This is a genomic window from Cobetia sp. 2AS (assembly GCF_029846355.1).
Taxonomy (GTDB): Bacteria; Pseudomonadota; Gammaproteobacteria; order Pseudomonadales; family Halomonadaceae; genus Cobetia; species Cobetia amphilecti.
Window position 1 is genome coordinate 339107 of sequence record NZ_JARWKQ010000003.1, and the last position, 11311, is coordinate 350417.

The window sequence follows — 11311 nt, forward strand, 5'->3', positions numbered from 1 at the left end:
TTCAGAGCAACCCGGGCCCGTCCATGCCAAGACGTCCAGCACTCGTACGTTTTTTCTGATGATGCCAGCGCCTCGTGCCTGACTGCATCGCCAGACGGAGCCCTTACGCTTCGTGTCGGTTCAACCCGACCCATTCTTCAGCTGCAAGCCTTACTTGTAGCCATTTAGGTGTGAGATATACATGACCACGACTTCCGTCGTCGATCGCTTCAGCGATCTTGCCCTGCTGCCTGCCGTCCTGACCTCTCTCGAGAAGCTGGGCTACGAAACTCCGTCCCCGATCCAGGCTCAGACCATCCCGAGTCTGCTCGAAGGCCGTGACATGATCGGCCAGGCACAGACGGGTACCGGCAAGACCGCTGCCTTTGCACTCCCGCTGTTGACCCGTCTGGACCTCGACCGCCGTGAACCGCAGGTTCTCGTGCTGGCCCCGACCCGTGAGCTGGCCCAACAGGTCGCCGTCAACTTCACACGTTACGGTCAGTTCATGCGTGGCCTGGAAGTGGCCACTCTCTGCGGTGGTCAGGACTACCGCGAGCAGATGCGTAGCCTCAAGAGCGGCGCGCAGATCGTCGTCGGCACCCCGGGTCGTGTCATCGACCACCTGGACCGCAAGAGCCTGAACCTGAACGGCCTGAAAGCCCTCGTGCTGGATGAAGCCGATGAGATGCTGCGCATGGGCTTCATCGATGACGTCAAGCGCGTCGTCGCCGATACCCCGAAGGAAGCGCAGCGCGTCTTCTTCTCCGCGACGCTGCCGACCGAGATCGAGCGTATCGTCAACCGTTACCTGGTTGATCCGGTCAAGGTTGCCATCAAGTCCGAATCGCGCACCGCTTCCACCATCGAACAGATGATGGTGCGTGTCGAAGGCGGTGCCAAGCTGGAAGCGCTGTCCCGTCTGCTGGAAGTCGAGACCGTCGATGCGGCCATCGTCTTCGTGCGCACTCGTGCCGCCTGTACCACTGTCGTCGAACAGCTGATCGCTCGCGGTATCTCCGCGGCAGCACTGTCCGGTGATCTGGACCAGTCCCTGCGCGAGCGCACCGTGACTCGCCTGAAGCGTGGCAAGGTCGACGTGCTGGTCGCGACCGACGTCGCCGCTCGTGGTCTGGACGTGGCGCGTATCACCCACGTCTTCAACTACGACCTGCCGGGTGACAGCGAATCCTTCGTCCACCGTACTGGCCGTACTGGCCGTGCCGGTCGTGAAGGTCGCGCCATCACCTTCGTCAGCGGTCGCGAAATGCGCAAGGTTCGCTGGATGGAGCAGGCCCTGGGCCAGCGCATCACCGAACGCCAGCTGCCGAGCGAAGAAGAGATCCGTGGCCACCGTGACGCCGCCTTCCGTGCTCGCGTCGTCGAAGCCCTGGGCAGCAGCTCCAACGGTCACCGCGCTCTGGTCCAGAGCCTGGTCGAAGAAGGTCACGATCCGGTCGAACTGGCCGCTGTCTTCGTCAAGATGGCTCGCGCCGAAGAGACGCCGATCCAGTCTCTGCCGAAGCCGGGTGCGCGTCGCAACGAGCGTTCCGAGCGCGGTGAGCGCACCGAGCGTCCGGAACGCGGTGAGCGTCGCAACTCCGCGCCGGTCGCACGTGAAGGCATGAAGCTCTATCGTGTGGCCGTCGGCCACCGTGACGGCGTCAAGCCGGGCCAGCTGGTTGGCGCTCTCGCGAACGAAGGCGGCATCGAAGGTTCACGCATCGGTCGCATCGACATCCGCAACACGCACAGTGTCGTGGAACTGCCGAGCGGTCTGCCGACCAGCATCGTGTCCAAGATGGCGCGTGCTCGCGTCGCTGGCCGTCCGCTGGAACTGGCAGAAGACGGTGCGGGCGCTCGTCCGCAGCGCCGTGAAGGTGGCAACGACGACCGTCGTCGCGCCTGATCAGGCCTGAGTCGGGCCGGCACTGATCGCAGTGCTGGCCACGGCTTCTGAAAAGACCGGTACCTCTCACGAGGTGCCGGTTTTTTTGTGTCTGGACGAAAGGCGCTACAGGGGCTGGTATCCTGTGCTGGCGTAGGTCCACCGCTCATCATAGCTCCACCGCTCATCATTTCCCGAGGATGCCCACATGATCTCTTCACTCGATGCCTTGCGCCGTGGCCTGCAGGCCACGCCTGCCCGCCAGCTGATGCTGTGCGCTCTGCTGGCGACATCCTGGCTGTCGCTCAGTGCGGCCCACGCCGAGTCCGACATGCCGGCCAGCAGCGCCACGCCGGAGATTCGCGTGCCGCTGGTCTCGCTGGAGGCCCTGCGTCTGGCGCCGGTGGTCTCACCGCAGGGCGAGGCGCTGGGCAAGGTCGAGGATGTGCTCAGCGACACCCGTGGTCAGATCCATCGCCTGCTGATTCGCCCTGACGGCGGTGACAAGGCGGCCAGCATCGACTTCGCGCGCTTCACTCGTGAGGCGGTCAGTGACCCGCTGGCGGCCGCGGCCCCCGGCGACATCCGTTACCGACTGGTGCTCGACATGACGCCGGAGCAGCTGACGGCCCGCGCGGACCAGCCGCTTTCCAATCGCCTGTCGCGTCAGCTGGAACGCAGCATGGGGGAGGTCGGCAACGGGCTGGACACCTTCCGCAATCAGGCGGCGGAGGTGCTGCGTTCACTGGGCAAGCAGCTTGAAGGTGAGGGCGATCGATAGCATCTGAGGGGGAGAGACCCGCAACCACCGTGAGGGAATGCATGAGTGAGTGGATGACAGCACTGCACGATTGGAATCTCGACCCTGCCGCCGCCGTTGCCAAGCAACGCGAAATGGCCACACGACTGACGCTGACGCCGCCCTGGGGAGCAAGCCCCGGCGAGTGGCCAGCGACCATCACGGGGGTCGATATCGGCTTCGAGGATGGGGGCGAGGTGACACGCGCGGCGGTGGTGACGCTGGATCTGGCGACGCTGGAGCCCCTCGAGCAGCAGCTGATTCGCCAGCCGACACGCATGCCGTATATTCCGGGCTTGCTGTCGTTTCGGGAGCTGCCTGCCGCCATCGCTGCCCTCGAATCGTTGGAGCGTGCGCCTGAATGTCTGATGGTGGACGGCCACGGCATCGCGCACCCGCGCCGCCTGGGCGTGGCGGCGCATCTCGGCCTGTGGTGTGACCTGCCATCCTTCGGCGTGGCCAAGAAGCGTCTGTGCGGCAAGCATGGTGAACCGGGCGATGCGCGCGGCGACTGGGTCGCGCTGACGGATCGCGTGCGTGAGGCGGATGGCGAGCTCGGCGTCATCGAGAATAGCGAGCTGCCCAAACGCGAACAGCGCAGCCAGCTGGGCGCCGTGCTGCGCTCACGCGCGAAGGTCAAGCCGGTGTTCGTCTCGCCGGGCCAGCGCATGAACCTGGACACGGCGCTGGCGATGACCCTGCATTGTCTGGGCAAGACCAAGCTGCCCGAGCCGACCCGACTGGCGGACCAGCTCGCCAGCCGCCGCCTCAAGCGGCTTCGTGATGCCTGACCGCCGCTAGCCTTCGATCTCCAGTCGGCTCTGGCCGTTGCCCGAGGGGCGCACCGCGATACGCACCGGAATGCGTTCATGCATCTCGGCCACATGCGAGATGACCCCGACGCGACGGCCGCTGGCCTGCAGGCCATCCAACGCCTCCATCGCCAGGGCCAGCGAATCCGGGTCGAGGCTACCGAAGCCTTCATCGATGAACAGCGATTCGATGCGCAGCTCACCGGAGGCCATGCCCGCCAGGCCCAGCGCCAGCGCCAGTGAGACCAGGAAGGTCTCGCCGCCGGACAGCGAGTGCACGCTGCGCAGCTCGTCACCCATCTCGGTATCCACCACCACCAGCCCCAGCGGGCTGGCGCCGCGCGCCAGACGATAGCGACGAACCAGATTGGCCAGATGCAGATTGGCATGCTCGATCAGGCGCTCGAGATTGAAGGCCTGGGCGATGGTGCGGAACTTGGCACCGCTGGCACTGCCGATCAGCTCCGACAGCGCGCCCCAGCGTTCATGGACTGCGCGGGCGCGGGCCAGCTGCTCGCCAAGTTCGGCGCTGCCGCTGCGGCGCCGATCATCATTGAGTATCGCCGCCTGCGCCGATTGATGGGCCTCGCGCACGGCAGTGAGGGGTGTCTTGAGCGCCGCGATCAGAGTGGCCAACGCCTCGCCAAGCGCGTGGATATCTTCCTCGGGCTGTGGCTGCGCATCCTCCGGCGCACCAGCGGCTTCTTCTTGCGGGGGTTGCAGATGAGTCTGCAAGCGAGCATGCAGCGCCAGTGCCTGCTGGGCCTGGGCGCGGATGACGCCCGTCTCTCCAGTCCCCGCCTTGCCTTCTCCCGCCACACCTTCTCCAGCGGTACCTGCTCCCGGCGTCTCCTCGGCGGGCGCTGCCAGCTGTTCGAGTCCTGCCAGCTGCTCGAGTACCGTCTGCCAGCTGGAGGTTCGAGCGGCCTGCCAGTGTTTGAGCTGACGCGCATTGCGCTCCTCACACAGGGCATCCGCGCGTGCGACTCGCTCGTGGGCACTGCGCAGTTGCTGGCGCAGTGCCTGCAACTCGTGATCCTCGACGGCCAGCAACTCCGCGATGCGCGCGTCATCCAGGCCGGGATTCGCTGCCTGCCAATGCGCGCGTTCGCGGTCGAGCGAGTCTTGCTCCTCGCGCAGCTCCGTCTGGCGTTGCTGCAGGTTGGCCTGCTGCTGCGTCAGCTGCTGTTGCTGGTCGCTCAATTCCTGCAGTGCCTGCCGTGCATCCTCTTGCTCGTTGCGCATCCGGGTGGTCAGCGACTCGATCCAGTCGGACCAGTCGCTCACGCTGGCATGCTGTCGCTTGGGGTCTGCGCTCAGCTGCTGGGCAAGCGTGTCACTGAGCTGCTCGATCTCACTCGCCAGCGCAGTGATCTGCGTCTCGCACTGTTGAAGCTGCGCCTCGCCATGCTGGCATTGCGACGTCAGCGTGGCGTGACGTGTTGCCAGTGCCTGGCGTTGCTCACGCAGCGGCGTCAGCTGGCGCAGTGTCGTCACCAGCGTGTTCTGGCGGGCGTCCAGTTCCCCAAGGCGCTGCTCGATCAGTTGCAGTGCGTGGGCAGCCGGCAGCTGCGGCAAGGGGGCAAGTTGGGGTTGCTCTGACAGCGAGTGCCGGGCCAGAAGCTCGGTCAGGTTCGTCTGGCAGCTCTGCGCCTGCTGCTGCAGGCGTTGCAGCTCCGTATGCAGCTGGGTCTGTTCCTGCTGCAGATAGCCGAGCTGCTCCTCGAGGCGCGCATGCTCGTGACTGGCCGTCTCCATGGCTTGCTGCGCGGTGGCCGTGGCCTGGCGGCGCTGGTCAAGACGCTCGCGGGCCTGCTGTTCCAGCTGAGCGATCAGCGCCTCGGCCGGTGCGGCCTGGCCGGCGGCGGGGTGCTCGTGGCTGCCGCACACCGGGCACTCCTCGCCCTGGACCAGCCCGCGGCGCAGCGCCATCACGTTGTCGCTGCGCGCCAGACGCTCCTGCTCCTGCTGGCGGCGCTCGGCGTCTTCCTCGTGGCGCGCCTGATCACGGGCCTGCAATGCCTGCGCCTGCCGGCCAGCCACATCCCGCAACGCCTGTTGCTGTCGGGGCAGCTGCTGCTCCAGCTCGACAAGACGCTGCTGCACCTCATCACGGCGGGCCAGGCCACTGATCTGCTCGCTGAGTACGGGCTTGAGCTCCAGTAGTGCATCGCGCTGACGTTGCAGCTGGTCACGATAATCTTCGGCATCGCGCAGCGGCTGGCCTGACTCGTCGACCAGCGTCGCCTGCAGCAGCTGGAGTTGCTGCTCCAGCTGCTGACGCTGGCGATCCTGTGTCTCCAGCTCCTGCTGATGTTGGCCGAGCGTATCGCCCAGGCGTTGCTGTTCACTCTGCTGGCTGGCGTGTGCTTCGCGTTGCTGCGCCAGACGCGAGGCCACCTGACGTGCCTCTTCAAGCTTCGGCAGTTGCTCGCCACGCCAGGTATCGCAGCGCTGCATGCGTTCATCGGCGGTGTGCCTGGCGGCTCTGGCCTGCTCAACCCTGGGCGACAGGGCGCCGAGCTGCTGCTCCAGCTGGGCCAGTTGCGTGACCAGCTGCGCATGCTGCGGCGCGATCGCCGTGAGGCGCAGCAGGGCAGGGCGAATCGGCGCGAGGGCTTCCAGAGCACTGAGTTGCTCGCGCTGACGGGAAAGCCCATCGCTGGCGGCGTGGGCCTCGGTCTGCTCCTGTTGCGCCTGACGCAGCGCCTGTTCGAGCTCGCCCGCCGTGGTGGTCCACTGGTGATAGGCCGTCAGCGCATCATGCTGTTCGCTGAGCCGGGTCATGGCCGTCTGGCGCAGACGCACCTCCTCCTCGAGCGTCTGGCGCTCCTGCGGGCTGGCCGGCAGCTGGCCCTCCAGCTTGCGCTCCAGTTCATTGACGGCCTCGCGGGCGGCGCGCTCGCGCTCATGGGCGGCCATCGAGATCTCGGAGTAATGGCCGGTATCGGTCAGCTTCTCCAGCAACTCCGAGCGTTCATTGTCATTGGCACGCAGGAAGGCGCTGAACTCGCTCTGCGCCAGCAGTACGGCGCGGGTGAACTGCTCGAAATTGAGCCCCAGCCTGTCGATGATCAACGCCTTGGCGTCATTGCTGGTGGTGTTGAGGGTCTGAGCCGGCTGGGTGTCATCGCCGGTGGGCAGCAGCTGGAGATGTTGCTTGGCATTCTGCAGGCGCCCGCCGGGCTTGCCGCGCGCGCGGCTGACCGTCCAGCTGGCGCGATAGCGCAGGCCATCGCGACCGATGAAGTCCACCTCGGCCTTGCCTTCGCCGCAGCCACGCCGGAGCAGGCTGCGCGGGTCCTTGAGCGTCAGCTGATGCTCGCCGACATCCTCCAGCTGGCCGCCACTCGGCGTCTGGCGCAGGCGCGGCGTGGTGCCATAGAGCGCCAGACACAGGGCATCGAGCAGCGTGCTCTTGCCGGCCCCGGTGGGCCCGGTGATGGCGAACAGGCCGGCATCGGACAGCGGCGCCTTCTCGAAGTCGACTTCATGCGCGCCGGCAAGCGACGCCAGGTTGTCGAGGCGCAGGGCGAGAATCTTCATGCCTGACCTCCCTTGGCCTTGTCTGCTTTGCCAGTCTTGTCTGGCTTGCGAGCGGACCGGGTGGCCGGCTCGCCTTCGAGGCGCGTCTCGCGTGCGGCCTCGACCTCCTCGAGCAGCTGGGCGAAATCCTCGATCAGCGTCGGGTCCGGCTCACTGTCATAGGTGGCGCGATAGTGACGCTCGAACAGCCCCATCGGCCCCAGTTCATCGAGCTTCACGCCCTTCGGCGCGCGATGCTCGGCACTGGGGGCCGGGTAGCGGGTGACCAGCTTGATCAGTCGCAGCGGCGCGCCTTCCAGCAGTGCCTCGATACGGGCGCGCAGGTCGATCAGCGGGGCTTCCAGCTGCACGGTCACTTCCAGCCACGGCCAGCGTGTCGGCTCGAGGTCCGCCTGCGCCTCGGCGACCAGCGCCGTGAGCCGAGAGGTGATCTCGGCCAGTGGCGCAGGCCCGACGCGCGTGAGCGCGACATGACAGGGCACGCGATGCTCCTCGACCTTCTCCAGGCTTTCATTGCTGAGCGTGACATCGAGGATGCGGTGACCGTAGTCGACCTCGGAGAAGTCCATCGCCAGCGGCGTGCCGCAGTAGCGGATGCGCTCCTCGCCGCCCACGCGTTGCGGGCGATGCAGGTGGCCCAGTGCCACATAGGCGATGTCGTCGGGGAACAGGCTGGTCGAGAGCGCCTCTTCGCCGCCCATCAGGATCGGGCGCTCGCTGTTCTCGGACACCTCGCCGTCACGCATGTGGGCATGACCCATGGCGATCAGCGCCTCGCCGGGCTGGCGGGCGGCACGCGCAGCACTGACCAGCTGCTGGTGCACGCGGGCCACGCCGTCGCGGTAGGCCTCGCTGCGGGTGCGTTCGGCCTTGCCTGCTGCTTCTCCTTCCTGCTCGGCTTGCTCGCCGCTGCTCAGGCCGGTGACCTCGGCCGGGCGCAGGAAGGGCACCGCCAGGCACAGGGCGCGGCGCTTGCCATCACGATCATGCAGGGGCACCAGCAGATGCTGGCAGTCGAGACTGTGGGCATCGCCGCCGTCGGCGGAGTCATCCACCCAGCGCACGCGTCCCAGCGCATGGGTCTTGAGACGTGCCAGCAACGCGGCCGGCAGCTCGATGCGCGAGCCGGAATCGTGATTGCCGGCGATCATCACGATCTCCAGCGCCGCGTCCTGCTCGTGGGCGCGCACGATGAAGTCGTAGAGCAGCTCCTGGGCGGCCAGGCTCGGGTTGACCACATCGAACAGGTCTCCGGCGATCAGCAGCGCATCCGGCGCCAGAGTCTTGAGCTGCCCGAGCAGCCAGTCGAGAAAGGCAGCATGCTCGACGTGTCGGCTCTGGCCGTGAAAGCTCTGGCCGAGATGCCAGTCGGAAGTGTGCAGAAAGCGGAAGCTCACGATGGGGTCCTTGCGAAGTCGTCTGGCCGGCGGCTGGGGCTGGGGCTGCGTATGGGACAAAGCCGAGCCGGGTGAAATGCTGCCCAGTGTACGGTCTGGCTTCGCTGGGGCGGAAGAGGGCACGGACTCAAGCCGCTCAAGGTGCGGCGCATTATCAGGCAGATGATCTGGATCAAGGTCTTCCACGGGCAAAATCGACAAAAGTCGCTACGCTGAAAGTCGAGGCCCTTGTCATTCACCGACAAGCCCACGCGATGGCAGCGTGTGGGAGTTGCCTCAGCGAATCACATCAGCGGAGAAGCCCGCATGGGGCTTTCTTGCGCACAGTCTTCGCAAAGTCTTCAAGCTGACTTGGATAACAATCAGGCTGGTGACAGAGGATGCTGTTACCGACGCCCAGAGATGACAGGAAGGATTCGAAATGCGCCAAGGTCTTTTTGCTTCACCTCGTCCCGACAATCTCGGCCTGCATGATGGCATGCTGGCTCCGGCCCCCAGCACCCCCAACGGGGTCAGTTCCCAGGCCACTGACAGCAAGCATTATGTCGCGCCACTCCCGATGCCGCAGGATTGCTGCGTCAGTGCGATGGAGAAGTTGCACGGCATCATAGAATCGATGGGTCATGCTGAAATCGTCAGCGAAGATGGCGGCTATCTGCACGCCGAGTTCCACACCCCCGTGCTGGGCTTCGTCGATGATGTGGAAATCGTCTGCAATGAAGAGGAGGGGGTCTGTCATGTGCGCAGCGTCTCGCGCAGAGGGCATTCCGATCTCGGCAAGAACCGCCAGCGGGTCGAGGACATTCGCCAGCGCCTGGAAGGCTGGGGCTACTGCAGCTGACGCTTGTCGATGAACCTGAACCTGAACCTGAGCCTCGGGCGTCGCCCGGCAGGCGAGAGAAGATGACTCACTGCATGACACCCGCCACGTCCCTCATTGCTTGAACTGCACAGGATGACGATCACCACCCCGGTCCGCCTTCTCGAGGCGCCGGGGTTTTTCATGCCAACTCTTGGCAAGGTCGGCGTGATTTCCCGCAATACCCCTGCCAAACAGTGAGCGAACGCTACCCAGCCAAGGTCGCCTTTGCTACTCTGGACGCGATACATGAGACGCATGATTGCATCGATCTGTATTGTGTTTTTTGCAATACAGTGATGCGTCGTACGCTGGCAGGATTCCGCATGATCGCCACGCCTCCGGGGCAACCCCGGCGCTTTCAGTCATCATCAGCACGACTTCCGCTCCGTGATCGATGATGTCTCTCGGTTGGATGATGTCTTTCGACAGGATGATGTCTCCCCGACTGAAAGCCTCCAAGACAAGATGTGCGACGCGTGAATCACCCTTGACCATCGCTGGACACCAGCCCCCGCTAAACAGAGATCCATGAACGATTCCGTCCCCGCAGCGGGCTCCGCCTCCGCTGCTCACGATTTGCCCAACGAAAATTCGCTCAAGCGTGGTGACATCAAGGTACTCGGTCTGTCCGCTCTAGGCGGCGCCCTCGAGTTCTATGACTTCGTCATCTTCGTGTTCTTCGCCACCGTCGTCGGCCAGCTGTTCTTCCCGCCCGACATTCCCGAGTGGCTGCGTCAGGTGCAGACCTTCGGCATCTTCGCCGCCGGTTATCTGGCGCGCCCGCTGGGTGGCATCATCATGGCCCACTTCGGCGATACGCTCGGCCGCAAGAAGATGTTCACGCTGTCCATCTTCATGATGTCGCTGCCGACCCTGCTGATGGGCATGCTGCCGACCTATGCCGTCATCGGCATGTGGGCGCCGCTGCTGCTGATCATCCTGCGTCTGTTCCAGGGCGCGGCAGTCGGCGGTGAGGTGCCGGGTGCCTGGGTGTTCGTCAGCGAGCACGTCGCACCGCGTCACAATGGTCTGGCCTGTGGCACGCTCTCGATGGGGCTGGTGGGTGGCATCCTGCTCGGCTCGCTGATGGCCAGCGCCATCAACAGTGTCTACACCCCGCAAGAGGTCAGTGATTTCGCCTGGCGGATTCCGTTCATCATCGGTGGCGTGTTCGGGCTGTTCTCGGTCTATCTGCGTCGCTGGTTGCACGAGACGCCGGTATTCGCCGAGATGCAGCAGAAGAAGGCGCTGGCCGCCGAGCTGCCCTTGAAGATGATCCTGCGGGAACAGCGTCCGGCGATTGCCGTGGCGATGGCGGTCACCTGGATTCTGACCGCTGCCATCGTGGTCGTGATCCTGATGACGCCGAGCCTGATCGCAGGCCTCGAGGGCCTGAGCCGCGCCGCGGCCTTCTCCGCCAACAGTCTGGCGATCGTGGCGGTGTGCGTCGGCTGCATCGTCTCCGGTTACATGGTCGATCGCATCGGCGCCGGCGTCACCCTGGTGCTGTGGAGCGCCTTGCTGGGCATCACCTACTGGGTCTTCCTCGCCACCATGCACTCAGACCCCAGCCTGCTGGTGCCGCTCTACTGCCTGACCGGCTTCAGCGTCGGCATCGTCGGCGCGGTGCCGAGCATCGCGATCCGCGGCTTCCCGCCGGCGGTGCGCTTCACTGGCCTGTCGTTCTCCTACAATGTCGCCTACGCCATCTTCGGTGGCTTCACGCCGATTCTGGTCTCGCTGATGATGACCGTCTCGCCGCTGTCGCCGACCTGGTACGTGGCGGCGCTGTCGCTGATGGGAGTGGTGCTCGGCCTGTGGCTGGCGATCAGCCCGCGCGGTCGCGAACTGATGCGCATCGTCTGATCAGCGTGTCTTGCATCGCAGTATGAGAGGCAGGCCCTTGTGGCCTGCCTCTGCCTGAAAACGCGCATCACCCTCTGGGTGGTGCGCGTTTTTCGTTTGGGCCGGCGCCACGGCGACGCTAGGATAGAGCCATTCATTGTCTCTTCCGCGCAGCGGCTTGCC

7 protein-coding genes are annotated in these 11311 nt (G+C 65.4%); 5 read left to right on the plus strand and 2 right to left on the minus strand.

Going from position 1 to position 11311, the window contains the following annotated elements; all coding sequences use genetic code 11:
• Positions 1-181: 181 nt before the first annotated feature.
• From QD356_RS11320 to QD356_RS11330, 3 genes are all read left to right on the plus strand, one after another.
• Positions 182-1888 carry a DEAD/DEAH box helicase gene (locus QD356_RS11320; protein ID WP_043333127.1) on the plus strand — a complete coding sequence of 569 codons (1707 nt, stop codon included), beginning with the start codon at positions 182-184 and terminating at the stop codon, positions 1886-1888.
• Positions 1889-2075: 187 nt separating this feature from the next.
• Positions 2076-2648 carry a PRC-barrel domain-containing protein gene (locus QD356_RS11325; RefSeq protein ID WP_192838574.1) on the plus strand — a complete coding sequence of 191 codons (573 nt, stop codon included), beginning with the start codon at positions 2076-2078 and terminating at the stop codon, positions 2646-2648.
• Positions 2649-2701: 53 nt separating this feature from the next.
• Positions 2702-3457 carry an endonuclease V gene (locus tag QD356_RS11330; protein ID WP_192838573.1) on the plus strand — a complete coding sequence of 252 codons (756 nt, stop codon included), beginning with the start codon at positions 2702-2704 and terminating at the stop codon, positions 3455-3457.
• Positions 3458-3463: 6 nt separating this feature from the next.
• Here the strand turns inward: QD356_RS11330 and QD356_RS11335 are convergent, their stop codons facing one another.
• Both QD356_RS11335 and QD356_RS11340 read right to left on the minus strand, forming a co-directional pair.
• Positions 3464-7024: an AAA family ATPase gene (locus QD356_RS11335; protein ID WP_192838572.1), complete on the minus strand. Its 3561-nt coding sequence runs from the start codon at positions 7022-7024 to the stop codon at positions 3464-3466.
• Positions 7021-8421, minus strand: a complete 1401-nt coding sequence (locus QD356_RS11340; RefSeq protein ID WP_192838571.1) for an exonuclease SbcCD subunit D C-terminal domain-containing protein — start codon at positions 8419-8421, stop codon at positions 7021-7023. The genes QD356_RS11335 and QD356_RS11340 overlap by 4 nt, the downstream gene beginning before the upstream one ends.
• A 421-nt stretch (positions 8422-8842) precedes the next feature.
• On the opposite strand from QD356_RS11340, the gene QD356_RS11345 reads away from it, so the two are divergent.
• Both QD356_RS11345 and QD356_RS11350 read left to right on the plus strand, forming a co-directional pair.
• On the plus strand, positions 8843-9262 hold the full coding sequence (locus QD356_RS11345) for a DUF1499 domain-containing protein (protein ID WP_043333122.1): 420 nt from the start codon (positions 8843-8845) through the stop codon (positions 9260-9262).
• Positions 9263-9811: 549 nt separating this feature from the next.
• Positions 9812-11149, plus strand: a complete 1338-nt coding sequence (locus QD356_RS11350) for an MFS transporter (protein ID WP_052384471.1) — start codon at positions 9812-9814, stop codon at positions 11147-11149.
• The last annotated feature ends 162 nt before the right edge of the window (positions 11150-11311 follow it).

Excerpts from the sequence above, each read along its gene's own strand:
- QD356_RS11320 (WP_043333127.1), top strand. The coding sequence starts at position 182 with ATGACCACGACTTCCGTCGTCGATCGCTTCAGCGATCTTGCCCTGCTG.
- QD356_RS11325 (WP_192838574.1), top strand. The coding sequence starts at position 2,076 with ATGATCTCTTCACTCGATGCCTTGCGCCGTGGCCTGCAGGCCACGCCT.
- QD356_RS11330 (WP_192838573.1), top strand. The coding sequence starts at position 2,702 with ATGACAGCACTGCACGATTGGAATCTCGACCCTGCCGCCGCCGTTGCC.
- QD356_RS11335 (WP_192838572.1), bottom strand. The coding sequence starts at position 7,024 with ATGAAGATTCTCGCCCTGCGCCTCGACAACCTGGCGTCGCTTGCCGGC.
- QD356_RS11345 (WP_043333122.1), top strand. The coding sequence starts at position 8,843 with ATGCGCCAAGGTCTTTTTGCTTCACCTCGTCCCGACAATCTCGGCCTG.
- QD356_RS11350 (WP_052384471.1), top strand. The coding sequence starts at position 9,812 with ATGAACGATTCCGTCCCCGCAGCGGGCTCCGCCTCCGCTGCTCACGAT.